Origin of the sequence: Bradyrhizobium sp., assembly GCF_030654605.1 — a bacterium.
Lineage (GTDB): Bacteria > Pseudomonadota > Alphaproteobacteria > Rhizobiales > Xanthobacteraceae > Bradyrhizobium.
The window spans coordinates 20,175-36,791 of record NZ_JAURXB010000278.1 but is presented as its reverse complement, the minus strand read 5'-3'; the positions used below and the strand labels follow the sequence as shown (position 1 = coordinate 36,791).

The following is a 16,617-nucleotide window of genomic DNA, read 5'->3' as shown; positions in this document are numbered from 1 at the left end:
TGTCGGAGTTCGACGATTTCCTCGGGGGTGCCCTTGGGAACCAGTATCCCGTTCCAAAATCCGACCTCGTGGTTCGGTATGCCCGCCTGCTCCAGCGTGGGAACGTCAGGAAATTCCGCTGCGCGCGCTTTATCGGCGATTGCCAGCATACGAAGCTTCCCGTCTCGCACGAGCGGGGCGACGATCGGAAGGGTGAGATGCAGAATCTGGGTATGGCCGGCAACCGTCGAGGCAACGGCCGGAGGTCCCCCCTGGAACGGGACGTGCACGACGTCGAGCCCGAGCGTCTGCTTGAAGAGCCGCTCGCTTGCCAGGTATGGCGAAGAACCATAACCAGGCGAAGCGTAATTAAACTTGCCGGGGCTCGCCTTCACCAGGGCGGCGAGTTCGTTCATGGTAGTTGCGACCACCGACGGATTGACCGAAATCGTTTCGGGCGCCGCTATCAATAGCGTGATCGGCACAAAGCTGTCAGGGACCTCATAAGTGAGTTTCTCGCCGATCGCAGGCTGAACGACGAAGTTCTGATTGACGATCACCATCGTGCAGCCGTCAGGCAACGCTCTGGCGGCCGCCGCTGTGCCGATCATTCCGCCGGCCCCGGGCAGATTCTCGACATAAAACCGGCCGCCAGCCTCGGAAAGCCTTTGCGCCAGAATTCGCGCGACCACGTCGTCGGGCGATCCGGGCGGGTATGATACAATAAGCCTGACAGGCTGCGAGCATTCGGCCCCGGCCGGCTGCGCCAAGGCAAACGACACGACGGCCATCGTAGCCAGCCCAAAAACCAGCGACCGTATTGGACTTTTCATCGCGATCTCCCGGAAGGCCGGCAAACGGGCCGTTGTTGTCTCAGCAAGGTTCCGGGAGGCTAGACGGCCGGTGCAGCCGTCGTAAGCCGCAGGATTGCGGTACCCCGCCGCAGAAGTGCATAATCGCGCAATGTTCGACTGGAATGATCTGAAGTATTTTCTGGCTGTCGCCCGGCACCGCAGTACGATCGCCGCCGGGAAATCGCTGGGCCTAAGTCAATCGACGGTGCAAAGACGCTTGAGCGAACTGGAGCGCGCGATCGGGCAGCCCCTGGTGAAGCGCCACCCGTCTGGCTATCGCCTGACGAAATTCGGCGAGGAGCTATTGCCTCACGCCGAGCGTATCGAAGCTGCGGTGACCGACTTCGGGCGCCGAGTGAACGATGAGGCCCACGACCTTACCGGCGTGATCCGGGTGACCTGCCCGGAGCCGATCATCGGTCGCATGACCAAATCCTCGCTCATCGAACGCTTCCAGGTCCGCCATCCCGAGCTTCGGATTGAATTCGTAACGAGCGACCGCTACCTCGACTTGTCGAAGGGCGAGGCCGATGTCGCCTTCCGGTCCGGCGATACCGACGACGAACTTGTCGGCCGCAAGGTCGCGGATTCGATATGGGCTGTTTACGGGAGTCGGGGTTACGTCGAACAGCATGGCAAGCCCGAAACGGTGAATGATCTGCCAACCCATCAACTTGTCGGCTTCGATGAAACGCTGAGCACGCACCGCGCATCGGTTTGGCTCCGGGACGTGGCGCCGGACGCCAAGATGGCGGCACGCACCAACAGTGTCCTGGGTCTGATCTATGCGGTGAAGTCCGGCATAGGCCTTGGGCCGCTTCCTGCGTCTCTCGGTGACGCCGAACAGGATCTCGTGCGCGTACTCGGGCCAATTTCGGAGCTGTCGCGGAGTTGGCGTCTGTTGACCCACCCGGACCTTCGGCGTGTCCCACGCATCGCGGCGTTCTTCGACTTCATCCTTGCAGAACGCGAGTTGGTTAAATCCATTCTGGCCTGAAGATCGGAAGGAAAGTGGCGGAACGACGCCTCAGCTCACATCAAACAATCCGCGCCGCCATCAAGCGGCGGCGCCGGCCGAAGACGCGCCATTCCCAGGCTGCGATAGAACCCCGTCAGTTCAGGCCGGAGCCGCCCGCCACGATTCTCTCGTTCAGTTTCTGGTCCACGATCTCGACCGTGCGGTCGATCTCGGCATTGGCCATGCCGAGCTGGTGCGAGATCAACTTCACCAGCAGGTCGACGCGTTCGATGAAGGGCGCGCCGCTGGCGACCGCCCGGGCCGCCGATGAGGGTTTCAGCAGGCTTTCCGCCGCCTTGGCATATTTCCCGAACGGAACCTGATCCTGGGGGTCGGCCCCGAGGCGCCGGGCGACCGCGTCGACATGATCATAAATCGCCTGCGAGAGTTTCAGATCGCCGTGCACGGCGTCGCGGATCGACCGCGGCTCGTTCGGCGTGATGCAGCGATAATTCCCGGTCAGCAGCATCGACCATTTGGCCAGCGGAACGAACAGCGAATCGAACACCTTGAGCTTCACCGGAACGTCATGGCCATCCAGCGTCACCGCGTCGATGTCCGCTTCCAGCTCGCGCAGCAGCTTGTTGTGTTGCTCATCGGCGAATATCGATGCCTTGAAGTTGGTCGGCAGGCCGACATGGAGCACGTTCGCCGCCTCTTCCGGCGGACGGAAGGCTTGCGGATCGGGCGAGCAGAGCGAAACCAGTCCCGGCTTGAAGCGCTCCCACACCTGCGCATTGGTGTAGGCCTCTTCCAGGTCCATGTCCGCCAGCGCCGGGATCCGCTTGAGATAGGGCAAGGGCGGCATGTTCATGATGGAAAGACACGGCAGCCCCGCGGCTGCGATTTTGACCATCAGGACGCGGACCGTGTGGTTGGTGTATTGCGGCTCCTGCATGGCAAGCGCCACCATGTCGTAACGGGAGATGTCGACGTTGCCGGGCTCGGTCGCGTCCAGCTTCCCCGGCAGGTCGCGTGAAAAAATCGCCCGGTGCACCGCCTCGTCGCGCAGCTTGATGCGAACTTCCGTACCGTCGCGATTGATCAGTTCGGCCGTCTTCTTCCGGCAAACCAGCGTCACGTTGTGACCCGCCATCAAAAGCTTGGTCCCCAGCAGGGAGCCATACGAGGCTCCCAGGATCAGAATGTTGCGCGCCATGCTCTCCCTTCCACAGATTACGTTCGAATCTTTTTGACGTCCCACCCAAGCCCTTGAACAAGCTCCGTTATGGATCCGTGTCGGCGGAGCAACGGAGCAAGCCAGGCCCTGAATCACGGCACCACACGGGAGCAGTCCCTTCCGGCCAGGCGCCGCCGTGTTATCGCAATTTTGCTGGCATTACAAATACCAGTTTTGACCTTCCCCTCCCCGGCGGCCATCACTCCCGATGGCGTTGCCGAACAAGATAACTCTCAATCACAGGTCGTGATGATTAACGGTCGGTACTTTCCTGCTGTGCTGGGCAAAGTGAGTTGGATGGCGAGAGGCGCTGCCGGAATCTGCAGCCGCAAGGGCGCGTCGCGCCCTCTTTGCCAGGCGCGCGCGCGGATCGTAGGGTGAATTGCCCAAGCCCCGAAAGCAACCCTACGCGCCGCTGCAACGATCAGCGCTCTTTTTACAAGCAGGAGAAAACAAGACATGGCAGGCATCCTCGATCGCAAGGTGGCGCTGGTCACCGGTGGCGCCTCCGGCATCGGACGGGCGACCGCGCTGGCGATGGCGCGCGAAGGCGCGCGCGTGGCGGTGGCCGACCGCACCGAGGAGAGTGCGGCTGCAACCGTCGCCCTGATCAACGCGGCCGGCGGCCAGGCGATTGCGATCGGCGGCGACGTCACCAACGAAGGCCGGGTCGCCGCGATGGTGGCGCGCACGGTGGCCGCCTACGGGCGGATCGATTGCGCGTTCAACAATGCCGGTGTCGCCCCTGGCGCCGTCGGCCCCGGCCGCCAGCGCATGCACGAACTCGGCCAGGCCTCGTTCGACACGATGCTGGCGATCAACCTCACCGGCGTCTTCCTCTGCATGAAGCACGAGATTGCGCAGATGCTGGCACAGGGCGGCGGCGGCGCCATCGTCAACACCGCCTCGATCGCCGGCCTGATCGGTCTGGCGACCTCAGGGCATTATGTGGCGGCCAAGCACGGCGTGGTCGGACTGACCAAGACCGCGGCGATCGAATACGCGCAGGACGGCATCCGCGTGAACTGCGTCAATCCCGGCTATGTCACCACCCCGATGACCGAGGAAGTGGTGCAAACGCGCCTCGATGCCGTGATGGCCAAGGTACCGATGAACCGCATGGGCGTGCCCGAGGAGATCGCGGAGGCCGTGGTCTGGATGTGTTCCGACAAGGCGTCGTTCATGACGGGCGCCGCGCAGGTAGTCGACGGCGGATATTACGCGGCGTAGAGACTCTTCTCCCCTCCTCCCGCGAAGCGGTGGGGAGGGAGAGGAGCGAAGAATATCGCCGAGCTGAATAACAGCCAATACATGTTCGTGTTGGCGGCGGAGAACTCAGCCCTTCACCGTGACCGCGCGTCCGATCACCGGACGCGCCGCGACCGGCGGATTGGCGGTCTGCGCCGCGAGTTCGCCGATCAGGCGATCGACGTCGGCCGCGATGCTGTCGGGCGCCTGGATCACCAGCCGCTCCAGCGCCCAGCGGTACGACGAAATCCGCCGCTCCAGGCTTTGCTGCACCCACTGCACGATCAGCCCGTTCTCTTCCATGCGCGCGACCGCGTCGTCGCGCTCGCGCGGCGACAGGTCCGAAATCAGCCTGAGGCTGGCGTTGCGCTTGCGGTCGAGTTCGAGCACGCGCGCGGCGGCGGAGAAGAACGGCTCGAAGCGGGTGATGTCGTTGCGCACGTCCTCCATCAGGACGGCGTAGCGCGAGGTGTGCGAGCGGTGCGGCTCGTCGATCAGCAGCCGTCCATAGGCGGTGCGGTCGAACACGACCGTCTGACGCCACGGCGAAGGCAGCGGCTTGTAATCGCCGAACACGCTCTTCCAGGCGGGGCGCGAATGCGGCGGCTCGATCAGGGGATAGGCATAGTCCCGCAGCTGTCGTTCGGCGTCGGTGAGCTGGAATTGCGACGACTTGAGCCCGACGCTTCCCGTCACCTCGGCGCCGAGCCAGCGGTGCATGTCGTCGTTCTTCACATCATCGCGGGTGCGGCCGAAGTCGCCGCCGCTGCAGCCCCCGAGCGCGGCGCCGAGCAGCAACAGCATCAGAAGCGGCGACAGGCGCCGGGCCTGCGGGGTCCGGATCGAAAGAAGCGTCTCCGGCATGTTGAAATGTCCCGGTTGGAATTTCCTGGGATCAGCGTCGACGGCGGCGTTTGCCGGGAGCGGCCGTGCCCTCTTCCGGTCCGCTGCCACCGCTGGTTTCATCGGGGTTGCGCTCGATCCGGATGGCGGGAAGGATCAGGATGGTTGCCGTGCCCATGCGTGCAGCGCCATCGATGGTTGAGCCCAGCCGCCGCGAAGCCGCATCCGCCGGAAATTCAATGATGGTGCCCATGTTCAACTCTCTCTGGTTGCCGCCTGGCACGATCTCGCCGGCGACATGCCAGCATTAAAATCAGGACGTGGTTAACGGCATCTTAATTTTCGGGCGCGTCCGCCCGCGGCTGCGACAGACCGTTGCCGAATGAATACGTCGAGTGCCGGCGTAACCCTTCACAGGTTGTTTTCCTTAACGAGCTGTAAACGCAACCGTCCTAATCTGGACCAAGCATTACTCAGTCGCGTACCCCTGACATGATCACACCTCCATTCTTTCCGGGCTTCGACGGGTTGATGTCGCTCTCCCGTCGCGAGGGCGTCGATATCCGCCCCACGCTGCTGCGCGTGCTGACCGACCTCTACGTTCAGACCCCGGTACACAGCGACCACGAAGCGCGGCAGTTCGTCGAACTGACTTCCCGCCTGATCGATGAGGTCGACGACACCACGCGCGCGGCGGTACGGGCGCGGCTCTCGATCTATCCGGCCACGCCGCCCGAGGTCCTGAAGCAGCTCGGGCTGAGGCCGCAGCATCCCGACTTGCGCGTGCCGCTCGCCAGCGAAATTCCCGCAGACCCTGCCGCGGCACCGACGGTCAGGCCACCGACCGAAGCGCAAATGCGGATGGCGTCGAACCTGTCGATGCAGCCAAAGGACGCCGCCGAGATCAACGACCTGTTTTTCGCGGCCAGCGCCAGCGAGCGCACGCAGATCCTGCATAATCTGGCGGAAACCCCGCTACGGGCTTCGGCGCGGATTCCCGCCTTCCGCGCGGCGCGCGCGGTCGAGACGCTGGAGATGGCCGCCTGGGTTGGCGATATCGAAAACTTCACGCTGGAACTCGGTGAAACCCTGATCCTGCCGTCGCGCGTGGCCGCCCAGGTGGTTGGCGATCCCGGCGGCGAGCCGCTGGCCTGCGCAGCCCGGGCGCTGGACATGCCGGGGCCCGTGTTCCAGCGCGTGACGCTGTTTCTCAATCCGGAATTCGCCTCGGTAAATTACGTCTACCGGCTGTCGCGCCTCTATGACCGCCTCAGCGAACGCTCCGCCCTGATCATGCTGGCCGCCTGGCGCGGCTCGACCATGGCGGTGACCCGCGCCAAGTATCGGCCGGCCCTTTACGACGACGAACGCCAGCGCGCGCGGTCGGCGCCGGGCCAGACGCGTCCTGCGATGCAGCCCGGCGTTGCCGTGGTGCCGCGAACCGGATCCCAGGGTTCGGGGCGCTAGCCCCGCGCCAGATCGAGAAAATGTCGCCCTGCCCGGTCCTCGGTCTCGACCACCCAGGCGTCCGGATCGAACTTGATTTCCCTGACCAGGCGCTCTTCCACCGAGGTTTCCGGCACCGGTTGCGGCGACATCGGCGTGAAGATGCGCTCGATCGGCCGGCTGTCGTCATACACCGTCTGCGGCGCCGGCACGTACAGCATCGCGTTGCCGTCGAGCGTCGCGACCTTGACGAAAACCGCGCCGGCTTCTTCCGCGCCGCGCCGGCGCACCGCGCCGAACACACCCGCGGTCTGGCAGCGGCGCAGATAGGCCGCCACCCATATGGCTGATTTCAATCGCATCGGCTGACGATATAGGCCAGCGCCTTAACCGAAGCTAGTCGACCGGCCGACCAATCATCGCGGTGAGTTCGCGCAGCAGCTTGTCGGACACCTGCCCGGTCACCGGGAGCTTGCGCTCGCGCTCGAACTTCTGGATCGCGGCCTGGGTGTCGGAGCCGACCGTGCCGGTCGGCTTCAGCTGCCCGTAGCCATATTCGGTCAGCGTGCGCTGTACCGCCGCCACGCGGCGCGCGGCCGGGGTTTGATTGGCGATGGTCTCGTGGCGGGAGGCAGCCGGGATCGGCGCCGGCGGTCGCGCGATATTGGAGGGCGTGGCTTGCGGAGCTGCCGTCACCTTGACCAGATTGGTCATCGGGTCGCTTTTGGGATCGGCGCTCTTCAGCTCGATGACCCTTGGCTCCGATGCCACGGGATCCGCAACGCGTGCCGCCGCTTCCACCGGGCGTGGACGCGGCAACGGACTGGCGGGTACCACCGCCGCCGCCGGCATTCTGGTCACCGTGCCGAACATCGGCGAGGGATGGCGTCCGGCCTGCAGAAACAGCGCGTTGGCGATGATGGCGCTGACCGCGGCAAACGCCAGCAGGCCCGCCACCATGTCTTTCGGGCTGTGCAGCAGGATGCGCATCACAAGGCCCCGCTCCGTCTCCGCTGCCACGGCAGCCGCCCGCGCGCCGCGACGGCGGCGCGGCATGTCGTCGTCATCTCTATTTCTAGGCACTTTTCTTCACCTGATGGGATTGCTCTGGGGTGGTGGATCGTACCGCCGGCGTGAGCGTTGCGATATTGCTGGATGTCTGCTCCGCCTTCGGCGTGAAAGCCAGCGGCAATGCGACGGTCACGGTGGTGCCTTCGTCGAGTCTGCTCTGAACGTTGATCTCGCCGGCATGCAGGGCGACCAGGCTTTTCACGATCGACAGCCCGAGGCCGGTGCCTTCATGCCGCCGCTGATAGGTCTTGCCGGCCTGGAAGAAGGGATTGCCGATCCGCTTCAGGTCGTCGGCCGAGATGCCGACGCCGGTGTCGGAGACGCGCAGCACCAGCCGCGATCCCTCGACGCCTGCGGACACCGTCACGGAGCCGCCGCGCTCGGTAAACTTGATGGCATTGGCGACCAAATTCAGCACGATCTGCTTGAACGCGCGGGGATCGCCGGTCATGACAGGCAGATCGTCCGGCGCGCGGGTGACGAGATCGATGGCGTTTTCCCGCGCCTTCAGCGCCAGCAGGTTGCAGCAATTGATCAAGGCCGCGCGCGGCGCGAACGGCTCCGGCGAAATCTCGAAATTGCCCGACTCCATCTTGGACATGTCGAGAATGCCGTTGACGACCGACAGCAGATGCTGACCGGAATCATTGATCAGCTGGGCATATTCCTTGCGCCTGATGGCATCGATCATCAGCACGTCTTCCTGAACGATCATCTCGGAGAATCCGATGATGGCGTTGAGCGGCGTGCGCAGCTCGTGGCTCATGGTGGCGAGGAAGCGGGTCTTCGACGCATCGGCCTGCTCGGCGGCGGTGCGCGCGAGGTCGAGCGCCTGCTCCTGGATCTTGCGGTCGGTGACGTCGCGCATCACGGCGACGACCTCGGCGTCCGACCAGACCGCGGTTTCCGACGCCTGCTCGAGCGGCCGGCAGCGCATTTCGACCCAGATGAAGTCGACCTGACTATTCTGGCCCCGCGCGGCGCGCGGCACTTCCCGCCGCAGGCGAAATTCGACGCTGCGCGCCTCGCCTCCGCGCGCCGCATCCGATAGCGCGGTGAGATAGGCAGGACGATCGGCGACGTGGACGCGGTCGAACAGGCCATGGCCCAGCAGCCGCGATACCGGCGCTCCCAGCATCGCTTCCACCGCTGGCGAAATGAACTGCACGGCGCCGTTGCGGTGATGCCGTGAAATAACGTCGCTCATGTTGCGCGCCAGCAGGCGATAGCGATCTTCCTCGACATTGAGCAGCGCCGCGCTGGTGCGCGCCAGCGACTCGGCGCCGAAGGCAAGCCCGGCCGCGTAAAGCGTCGCCGATGCCACGCCGAACGCCATGAAGACGCCGCGCGAGACCGAATTGGCATCCGGATGCGGCAGCAGGTCGAAATGCCCGAACGCGATCAGCGCCGCGGTGCATCCCAGCGTCAGCGCGCAGGCGAACGCCACCACGCGGCGCGATGCCGAGAGCGCGGCCTCCAGCGGTACCACCACCAGCCAGATCGCGGCAAAGGACTCGATGCCGCCGGTGGTCATCGCCACCGTCATGACGAGACCAGTCAGCGCCAGCGACGACAGCACATGCGCGCCTTCGTAGCGGCCAGTGCGCGACAGAAACCATGACAGCAGGATCGGCGCGATCAGCCAGGCGAATCCCGCGACCTCAAGCGCCGTGGGCGCGCCGCGCATCGCGAGGTAAACCGGGAACGCCGCGAAGGCCGCCAGGCTGCCGAGCAGCCTTGGGGCCATGAACGCGCGATGGCGCGCACGCGTCAGCGCATCGTATCGCGCGGACGGATGCAGCAACGCGTCGAGGCAATCGCGGATGATATTCAAAACTGTCACGTCTCTCGCGCTTCGGCTTGTTCGTTTTGCAGGTTCGACTTGAAGTTGGACTTGAAGTTGGACTTGCAGACGCGCCGGAACGCCCCCTTTATCGTTGCCTCAACCTGTCAGAGCGAACTTAAGCGAACGCTAAGGCTCGCGCGCCTGCGGCCGAAGTCCGTGCCTGCACGGGGTTTCGCCTGTCTTGCAGCGGCTCATTCGATGCAAATGGTGAACGGAGGGTTTCCGTAACCGGCCGGGTATGGTTTCGAAAGTGTGGATGCAACCGGGCAGCCTGTTTTCCGCCGGAACCGATCATCAATCGAAAATTTACGCCGAATCGAATGAGTCGGACTTTTCGCGAATTTTCGGCGTTTTAGGCTCAATGCGAACACTTGCGATTTATCGACGGCTGTTAGTCAGGGATCGATTGCGAGAACGAACGCAACGGTTGCGAGGCGCTTCGCGGGCTTTCGCGATGGATCACAACCCGAACCAAAAGAGACGACCGGGGTCGCGAGATGTTTTTTCTGCTTCGCATGGCATTCTGGCTCGGGCTGGTGCTCGTGCTCTTGCCCAGAGAGAAGACGCCTGAATCGGACAAGCTTCCGCAACTCGGCGCGTCGGAAGCCGTGTCGGCCGCCACCGCGGCGGTGTCGGACATGAGCCAGTTCTGCAAGCGCCAACCCGCCGCCTGCGAAGTGGGCGGCCAGGCCGCCACCGTGATCGGCCAGCGGGCCCAGGAGGGCGCGCGCAAGCTTTATCACATCATCACCGACAAGACCGACAACAAGACCGAGAAGACCGACAAGAAGGCGGCCGACAAGAAGGTACCAGACCATACCGGCTCGATCGGCGGCACCGACGACGACGCCGACGCCGACGCTTCGCTGCCGCAGGCGGCGCCGCACGACACGCTGACGCCGGAAGACATGGTGGCGGGGTGGCGTGGCCCTGCCCTGAGCGCGAATTAAGCAAGCGAATTAGGCCCGGAACAGTATCGCTTTCGCACGCCCGCAATCCTATATAGTGCGCTGGGATTGAGCGCGGGACACGATGACGATCGACGAAATCAGGGACAATTTTGCGCTGCTGGAAGATTGGGACGACCGCTACCGGTACGTCATCGAACTCGGCCGCACGCTTGATCCGATGCCGGAAGCCGAGCATTCCGCCGCCAACAAGGTGCTGGGCTGCGCCAGCCAGGTCTGGCTCTCGAAACAGATCGACCGCGAGGGCGGCGAACCCCAGCTGAACTATCTCGGCGACAGCGATGCGCATATCGTGCGCGGACTGATCGCGATCCTGTTGACGCTGTATTCCGGCCGCACCCCGCAGCACATCCTTGCCACCGATGCGCTGGCGCTGTTCGACGAGCTCGGATTTCGCGAACACCTGACGCCGCAGCGCTCCAACGGCCTGCGTTCCATGGTCGAGCGCATTCGCTCCGACGCCCGCGAGGCGCTGGCAACGGCGTCCTGATTCCTCGTCATTGCGAGGAGCGCTTGCGACGAAGCAATCCACTCCTTCTTTATGCCGCAGCAATGGATTGCTTCGCTGCGCTCGCAATGACGTTGATAGACCGATTGCTCTACTTCCGCCGCCGGCGCTGCTGGCCGAGCCCCATTTTCTTGGCGAGCGCCGAACGCGCCACCGCATAATTCGGCGCCACCATCGGGTAGTCGGCCGGCAGGCCCCATTTGTCCCGGTACTGCTCCGGCGTCATATTGTACTGGGTGCGCAAATGCCGTTTCAGCGACTTGAAGCGCTTGCCGTCCTCGAGGCAGACCAGATAGTCGGGCGTCATCGATTTCTTGAGGGACACCGCGGGTTTGGCAGGTTCCAGCGGCGCTTCACTCCGGCCGGTCGAAACCCGCTGCAAGGCGGCATGAACCTGGCTGATCAGGCCCGGGATTTCGGAGGCCGGCGTCGGATTATGGCTGAGATAGGCCGACACGATTTCAGCCGTCAGGTCGATGAAACTTTTTCCGGCGCTGTCGGTCATGCCCAAACCTTCCAGAAATCGCAATCGAACAGGGATCCCGCAGGATCGAAAGTATCCCGAAGCAATACGTGGTTCGGAATGTTGTACTTCTTGTCGAATATGAGCGGATTACTGCTGGCGTGACAAGAACGGCAGCGCTTTATTTTCGATTGGCTTCGCCGCAAGTACAGGCCGCTCAGGAGCGGTGATCGAGATGCGAGCGCAGTTCGTCGATCGACGCGAACCGCATCATGCCTTCGGGCATTTGCGCCTCGATCGAGCCATCGGAATACAGCGAATAGGCCATGCCATCGACGACGCCCGATTTGAGAACCGTGACCTGCGCGGGGTCGTCGTTTCGCACCGCCGGCGGGTAACGCTCCGCGCTGGCCGTGGCGGGATCCGGTTCGGCAAAGGTCGACGGCGTGCGGCCGGCGCGACGCGGCGGCGGAATGTCGCCCCGCGAACGTTCCGGCTTCGGCCAGGCGTCGTCGAATGACGCGGGCGGCGTTTCCGGTGATTCGTGAACCGGCGGCGGGGCCGCGGGTTCGGGATGAGGAACGCCCATCGAAGGATCCGTTCGCGCCTGGGCGCGCTCGCGCTCCTTGCGCGACGACGATGAGAACAACAGGTTGCGCTTCGGCTTGACCGCCGGCGCGGGCTCGGTTTCGGCGGGCGCCAGCGGGCTATCTTCCGGTGCGCGCTCGCGGGGGGCGGCCTCCGCATGCCTTGGCGGCGGCGAGGGCGCCGAGGACCGCGCCGCCGGTTCCGCATGGCCGGCATTTTCCGATCCGGCCTGCTCGCGGCTGAAGAAACCGCTATCTTCGGCGGCCTGATTGCGGGCAGCGGCGCCTGCCGGCACAGATTGTGACGGACTTTCGGCGTGGGATCCTGCCGTGGCGCCCGCAGACCCCAGCCGCCGCGCGATATTTTTCAGCTCCCTGACTGCCATCCAGAGGCCGATCAGCAGCATCCCGGTACACGCGGATACGGTACCGGCGACGATCAGGGTATTGCCCAAACTGAATTCGTTGATCTGGATTCCGAACCCGATCGCCACCAGGCCAGCCAAAAGCAAGCCAACCCCGGCCAGCAACAACACGACGACCCACATCGAATTCACCCCTTGGCCGCGCCCGAAATACTCGCCAGCCGCCAACGCCACGATACCGTCATATTGTGCGCACCGCCAACCGACAATTATAGGTCGATCCCTGCGAAAATCGGCCCGCTACCCGACCGAGGCAGCGATTTCGGCTCTACGAAAGTCTGGAGCCCGCCGGCGAATGCTGCATCGCATCAGGGAAATTACGCCACAATTCCCAATTACTTGGAAAGGGAACTGCGCTATATGGATGCCGGGGAATAGAGGCTCAAAGCGCCAAACAACAGCTGAGCCGCACGGGGACACCGGGTTACCAATAGTCATGTCATCCATCACTGCTTCGGCCATCGATACGCCCGCTCGGCGATCGGTGGAACGGACTTGCGACGATCTCGCCCTCGCGGCGCTGGCGGCGATCGGATTGATCGCGAGCCTGACATTTCGGGATTATGGCTTGGGCTGGGACGACTACACCCACGCCGAGTATGCCGATCTGTTGCTGCGCATGTACGGGTCCGGCTTCAAGGATACCGCCGCGCTGTCGTTCGCCAATCTCTACATGTATGGCGGCGGCTTCGACATGGTCGCAGCATTGCTGCACAAGATCATCCCGCTGGAGCTGTTCGAAACCCGCCGACTGCTCGGCGCCATCGTCGGCCTGATCGGTCTTGGCGTGACGTGGCGGCTTGGCCGCCGGGTCGGCGGTCCGCTCGGCGGACTGACAACGCTGCTTCTGCTGGCGCTGTGCCCCACCTTCTACGGGCACATGTTCATGAACCCGAAGGACGCGCCATTCGCGATTTCGATGGTGATCCTGATGCTCGGTCTCGTCCGTCTGGCGCAGGAATATCCAAACCCCTCGCCGCGGACCATCCTGATCCTCGGCCTCGGCGCCGGCCTGTCGATCGGTTCGCGCATCCTCGGCGGCATGGCCCTGATCTACGCCGTGGTCGGTTTTGCACCGCTGTTGCTCGAGGAGTTTCGCAGCCACGGTCTGCGTGAATCGGTTCGCCGCTTCGCCCATGTCGTCTACGTGCTGCTGCCCGGCCTGGTGTTCGGCTATCTCGTCATGGGCCTGATCTGGCCGTGGTCGATCATGGAGCCGGCCAATCCATTCCGTGCCCTGACCTATTTCTCGCACTTCTTCGAGAAGCCTTGGAAGGAAATGTTCGACGGCGCGCTGGTGTCGGTTCCGGATATGCCATGGTCGTATCTGCCGACGCTGTTCGCCCTCCAGCTCCCCGAAGTGCTGCTGGTCCTTTTCATCGCCGCCGTCGTCGGTACATTCATGGCGCTGCCGCGCGCCGACGTGCCGGCCCGACGCAAGACCATCTTCCTGATGCTGACGCTGGCTGCGACCTTGCCGCTGGCGGTTGCAATGGTGAAGCGCCCGGCGCTTTACAACGGCATTCGCCACTTCATCTTCGTCATCCCGCCGATGGCGGTGCTGGCAGGTGCGGCCTTCGCGTGGGGAATGAACTGGCTCAAGCACAGCCATCGCAGATGGCAGCCCGTCGCCCTGGCGATTTTCACCTTCGGCCTGCTGCTGCCGCTCGGCGAAATGATCCGGCTGCATCCCTACCAGTACACCCACTTCAATCAAATCGCCGGCACGGTTCGTGGCGCCAATGATCTGTTCATGCTGGATTATTGGGGCCTCGCGCTGAAACAGGCGTCCGACGGCCTGCGCGAGGAACTGGTCGAACGGCAGGAATTCCCGCCCGCCAACCGCAAATGGAAAGTCGCGGTGTGCGGACCGCAACGCCCCGCCCAGGTCGCGCTCGGTCCCGATTTCACGATCGGCTGGGACTCCCATGCCGCCGACTTCGCGATGACGCTCGGCCAGTTCTATTGCAAGGGCCTCACCGCCCCGGTGCTGGTGGAAATCAAGCGCGACGACGTGGTGTTTGCGCGGGTCTATGACATCCGAGGCCAGAGCATTTCCAACCTGCTGGCGATTCCGGCGCCGTAAGGCGCGTTGCGTTCGACCAAGTCAGAGCGGCACCCCGGCTCCCTCATGGTGAGGAGCGCGACGGGCAGCGCCCTTGCGCTGTTCGGCGCGCGTCTCGAACCATCTGGCACATGGCCTGCTGCCATCCTTCGAGACGCCCGTCTTCGCTACGCTCGCCGGGCTCCTTCAGGATGAGGTCTTTGGGTGCGGCAAGGGACCCGCCTCTCAAGATGGGGCTTGAGTTTGCAGCTCGAATTCATACTGCCACTCTGCCCCCGCGCCTTGCTGCGAAACACGCGCGGGACTAGCCTTGCGCCGAAATAAGCCATTCAGATCATTTTGGGAGAAACCGGTCATGTCCCCAGCGGAAGCTCGCCTGAAGGAAGTGCCGTCCGACATGACGGAGGCGGAATGGGGCCAGCGGGTCAACCTCGCCGCCTGCTATCGCCTGATCGCGCATTATGGCTGGGACGATCTGGTCGACACCCATATCTCCGCCCGCGTGCCGGGGCCGGAGCATCACTTCCTGATCAATCCCTACGGGTTGATGTTCGACGAGATCACCGCTTCCAGCCTGGTGAAGGTCGACCTCGACGGCAATCAGCTCTCCAAGAGCCCCTACAGCATCAACCCGGCGGGCTTCACCATCCATTCGGCGATCCACGAAGTGCGCGAGGATGCCGGCTGCGTGCTTCACCTGCATACGCCCGACGGCACCGCGGTGGCGAGCTCGATGGAAGGCCTGCTGCCGATGAACCAGACCGCGCAGCTCGTGACCCACGACCTCGCCTATCACGACTATGAAGGCATCGCGCTCGACCATGACGAGCGCCCGCGCCTGCAAAGGGATCTCGGCACCAGGAACCACATGCTGTTGCGCAATCACGGCACGCTGACGGTCGGCCGCTCGGTCGCCTCCGCCTTCGAGCGCATGTTCCATCTGGAGCGGGCCTGCACCATGCAGGTGCGCACCCGCATGCTGGGTCCGACAGCCTATCCGGTCGAACAGGCCGTGGTCGACAAGAACGCCGCGCTGTTCACCGACCCCGACCGGATCGAACTGCGCTCGACCATGCTGGTGTGGCCAGCGCTGCTTCGGAAAGTCGACCGGCTCGACCCCGGCTACAAGGATTGAAAAGTTTGGCGTTTCGTGTAGGGTAGCCGTCAACAACCTCTGCACTACGAATCCAGACGCCGCCCAATTCCGGGCGGCGTTTTTGTTTTGGGGTCGTGTCCCGGACGCGGTGCAGCGTTCTTCACGCTGCTCCGCAGAGCCGGGACCCAAGAGACGCTGGTTATGGGCCACGGCTCAGCGGTTTATCACGCCGCTACGCGGCGCGCTGCACCGTATCCGGGGCCAGAGACTTTAACGTGGCGCGACGCACAGCCGTCATTGCGAACGTAGCGAAGCGATCCAGCTTTTGTGAAACGACGAGGAAAACCGGATTGCTTAACGCCACGCGGCCACCAGCGGAAACTCTCGTTCGATGTCCTCGAATGTGACCTTTGTTTCGAAATGGTCGAGATGCTGCGCGTACTCTGTCCTCCTTGTCTCGCTGAAGAAGATTCCTGTCGAAGCGTCCTGATGCGGCAGCACTTTCGGTGGGGGCTTGCCTGTCCAACACTTTGCCCGCAACGGATACCCGCGAGCTTGGACACCATCGGCTTTGAACTTGTCCTTTGGTTGCTTTAGCTCAAAGTGCATGGCGAACCTGAAGCCGGTGGCGTCCTCAAATACCGCAAAGATGTCCGTCTCCTTCCCACTGCATCCGAGACAACGGCACCCCTCCGTAAAGTAGAACCGCCACCACTCGGCTGTTGGGTTTCGTCGGTGGGACCGCATTTCTTTGTGAAGAAGATCGGCGTCCGAGACTTTCGCAAACCTCGACTTCGACAACACCCAGCATCTGAACGCGGCGTTCTCTACTAATCCCCGAGCGATGGGCAATGCGTATTGGTACTCGACCGAGCCGTACTTCATATCAGCCTCAGAACGCGTGGGCGATTGGCATAGCGTAGCCCGTCATCCGGCCGGTGAGAAAGGAGAATTACGTCCTCAGCTTCAGTCCGCCCGACGACCTCGCTTCAACTCGCGCGCATGTGACATCCCGCGACC

The 16,617-nt window shown here is 63.6% G+C and carries 17 protein-coding genes; 7 read left to right on the top strand and 10 right to left on the bottom strand.

Annotated elements, in window-relative coordinates; all coding sequences use genetic code 11:
• On the bottom strand, window positions 1-770 hold a 770-nt coding region (locus Q7U29_RS25745; protein WP_304746137.1), incomplete at its 3' end, for a tripartite tricarboxylate transporter substrate binding protein.
• A gap of 172 nt (window positions 771-942) precedes the next feature.
• Between Q7U29_RS25745 and Q7U29_RS25740 the strand changes: the two genes are divergently transcribed.
• Window positions 943-1,830 (top strand): LysR family transcriptional regulator, encoded by an 888-nt coding sequence (locus Q7U29_RS25740; RefSeq protein ID WP_304746129.1) that lies wholly within the window; start codon window positions 943-945, stop codon window positions 1,828-1,830.
• A gap of 115 nt (window positions 1,831-1,945) precedes the next feature.
• Here the strand turns inward: Q7U29_RS25740 and Q7U29_RS25735 are convergent, their stop codons facing one another.
• The gene (locus Q7U29_RS25735; protein WP_304746127.1) at window positions 1,946-3,010 is read right to left on the bottom strand and encodes a ketopantoate reductase family protein; all 1,065 of its coding nucleotides are present in this window, start codon (window positions 3,008-3,010) and stop codon (window positions 1,946-1,948) included.
• Between the two features lie 480 nt (window positions 3,011-3,490).
• Between Q7U29_RS25735 and Q7U29_RS25730 the strand changes: the two genes are divergently transcribed.
• The gene (locus tag Q7U29_RS25730) at window positions 3,491-4,261 is read left to right on the top strand and encodes an SDR family NAD(P)-dependent oxidoreductase (RefSeq protein ID WP_304746125.1); all 771 of its coding nucleotides are present in this window, start codon (window positions 3,491-3,493) and stop codon (window positions 4,259-4,261) included.
• A 105-nt stretch (window positions 4,262-4,366) separates the two neighbouring features.
• Here the strand turns inward: Q7U29_RS25730 and Q7U29_RS25725 are convergent, their stop codons facing one another.
• Entirely contained in the window at window positions 4,367-5,143 is a 777-nt protein-coding gene (locus Q7U29_RS25725) for a hypothetical protein (protein WP_304746123.1), read from the bottom strand.
• 31 nt (window positions 5,144-5,174) lie between these two features.
• Window positions 5,175-5,375 (bottom strand): hypothetical protein, encoded by a 201-nt coding sequence (locus Q7U29_RS25720; protein WP_304746135.1) that lies wholly within the window; start codon window positions 5,373-5,375, stop codon window positions 5,175-5,177.
• 242 nt (window positions 5,376-5,617) lie between these two features.
• Between Q7U29_RS25720 and Q7U29_RS25715 the strand changes: the two genes are divergently transcribed.
• Window positions 5,618-6,589, top strand: a complete 972-nt coding sequence (locus Q7U29_RS25715) for a DUF2336 domain-containing protein (protein WP_304746133.1) — start codon at window positions 5,618-5,620, stop codon at window positions 6,587-6,589.
• Here Q7U29_RS25715 and Q7U29_RS25710 read toward each other — a convergent pair.
• Genes Q7U29_RS25710 through Q7U29_RS25700 form a run of 3 tightly spaced genes read right to left on the bottom strand, consistent with a single transcriptional unit; the run spans window position 6,586 to window position 9,482 of the window.
• The gene (locus Q7U29_RS25710) at window positions 6,586-6,930 is read right to left on the bottom strand and encodes a DUF1491 family protein (protein ID WP_304746121.1); all 345 of its coding nucleotides are present in this window, start codon (window positions 6,928-6,930) and stop codon (window positions 6,586-6,588) included. The two genes, Q7U29_RS25715 and Q7U29_RS25710, sit on opposite strands and share 4 nt — an antisense overlap.
• A 34-nt stretch (window positions 6,931-6,964) precedes the next feature.
• A complete protein-coding gene (locus Q7U29_RS25705) occupies window positions 6,965-7,651 on the bottom strand; it encodes a peptidoglycan-binding domain-containing protein (RefSeq protein WP_370691830.1) in 687 nt (228 codons plus the stop codon).
• Window positions 7,644-9,482, bottom strand: coding sequence for a PAS domain-containing sensor histidine kinase (locus Q7U29_RS25700; protein ID WP_304746119.1), 1,839 nt, complete (start codon window positions 9,480-9,482; stop codon window positions 7,644-7,646). Before Q7U29_RS25700 ends, Q7U29_RS25705 begins: the two co-directional genes overlap by 8 nt.
• Window positions 9,483-9,982: 500 nt before the next feature.
• Between Q7U29_RS25700 and Q7U29_RS25695 the strand changes: the two genes are divergently transcribed.
• On the top strand, window positions 9,983-10,435 hold the full coding sequence (locus Q7U29_RS25695; protein ID WP_304746118.1) for a DUF5330 domain-containing protein: 453 nt from the start codon (window positions 9,983-9,985) through the stop codon (window positions 10,433-10,435).
• 82 nt (window positions 10,436-10,517) lie between these two features.
• On the top strand, window positions 10,518-10,943 hold the full coding sequence (locus tag Q7U29_RS25690; RefSeq protein WP_304746116.1) for a SufE family protein: 426 nt from the start codon (window positions 10,518-10,520) through the stop codon (window positions 10,941-10,943).
• Window positions 10,944-11,052: 109 nt separating this feature from the next.
• On the opposite strand, the gene Q7U29_RS25685 is transcribed toward Q7U29_RS25690, so the two are convergent.
• On the bottom strand, window positions 11,053-11,466 hold the full coding sequence (locus Q7U29_RS25685; RefSeq protein ID WP_304746114.1) for a MucR family transcriptional regulator: 414 nt from the start codon (window positions 11,464-11,466) through the stop codon (window positions 11,053-11,055).
• 175 nt (window positions 11,467-11,641) lie between these two features.
• The gene (locus tag Q7U29_RS25680; RefSeq protein WP_304746112.1) at window positions 11,642-12,610 is read right to left on the bottom strand and encodes a DUF308 domain-containing protein; all 969 of its coding nucleotides are present in this window, start codon (window positions 12,608-12,610) and stop codon (window positions 11,642-11,644) included.
• Between the two features lie 262 nt (window positions 12,611-12,872).
• On the opposite strand from Q7U29_RS25680, the gene Q7U29_RS25675 reads away from it, so the two are divergent.
• On the top strand, window positions 12,873-14,522 hold the full coding sequence (locus Q7U29_RS25675; RefSeq protein ID WP_304746110.1) for a glycosyltransferase family 39 protein: 1,650 nt from the start codon (window positions 12,873-12,875) through the stop codon (window positions 14,520-14,522).
• Between the two features lie 334 nt (window positions 14,523-14,856).
• Window positions 14,857-15,636, top strand: coding sequence for a class II aldolase/adducin family protein (locus Q7U29_RS25670; protein WP_304746109.1), 780 nt, complete (start codon window positions 14,857-14,859; stop codon window positions 15,634-15,636).
• A 315-nt stretch (window positions 15,637-15,951) separates the two neighbouring features.
• Here Q7U29_RS25670 and Q7U29_RS25665 read toward each other — a convergent pair whose 3' ends face one another.
• Window positions 15,952-16,482: a hypothetical protein gene (locus Q7U29_RS25665; RefSeq protein WP_304746107.1), complete on the bottom strand. Its 531-nt coding sequence runs from the start codon at window positions 16,480-16,482 to the stop codon at window positions 15,952-15,954.
• Between the last annotated feature and the right edge of the window lie 135 nt (window positions 16,483-16,617).

Coding starts and splice junctions, on each gene's coding strand:
- Q7U29_RS25740 (WP_304746129.1), top strand. CDS start 943: ATGTTCGACTGGAATGATCTGAAGTATTTTCTGGCTGTCGCCCGGCAC.
- Q7U29_RS25735 (WP_304746127.1), bottom strand. CDS start 3,010: ATGGCGCGCAACATTCTGATCCTGGGAGCCTCGTATGGCTCCCTGCTG.
- Q7U29_RS25730 (WP_304746125.1), top strand. CDS start 3,491: ATGGCAGGCATCCTCGATCGCAAGGTGGCGCTGGTCACCGGTGGCGCC.
- Q7U29_RS25725 (WP_304746123.1), bottom strand. CDS start 5,143: ATGCCGGAGACGCTTCTTTCGATCCGGACCCCGCAGGCCCGGCGCCTG.
- Q7U29_RS25720 (WP_304746135.1), bottom strand. CDS start 5,375: ATGGGCACCATCATTGAATTTCCGGCGGATGCGGCTTCGCGGCGGCTG.
- Q7U29_RS25710 (WP_304746121.1), bottom strand. CDS start 6,930: ATGCGATTGAAATCAGCCATATGGGTGGCGGCCTATCTGCGCCGCTGC.
- Q7U29_RS25695 (WP_304746118.1), top strand. CDS start 9,983: ATGTTTTTTCTGCTTCGCATGGCATTCTGGCTCGGGCTGGTGCTCGTG.
- Q7U29_RS25690 (WP_304746116.1), top strand. CDS start 10,518: ATGACGATCGACGAAATCAGGGACAATTTTGCGCTGCTGGAAGATTGG.
- Q7U29_RS25685 (WP_304746114.1), bottom strand. CDS start 11,466: ATGACCGACAGCGCCGGAAAAAGTTTCATCGACCTGACGGCTGAAATC.
- Q7U29_RS25675 (WP_304746110.1), top strand. CDS start 12,873: ATGTCATCCATCACTGCTTCGGCCATCGATACGCCCGCTCGGCGATCG.
- Q7U29_RS25670 (WP_304746109.1), top strand. CDS start 14,857: ATGTCCCCAGCGGAAGCTCGCCTGAAGGAAGTGCCGTCCGACATGACG.
- Q7U29_RS25665 (WP_304746107.1), bottom strand. CDS start 16,482: ATGAAGTACGGCTCGGTCGAGTACCAATACGCATTGCCCATCGCTCGG.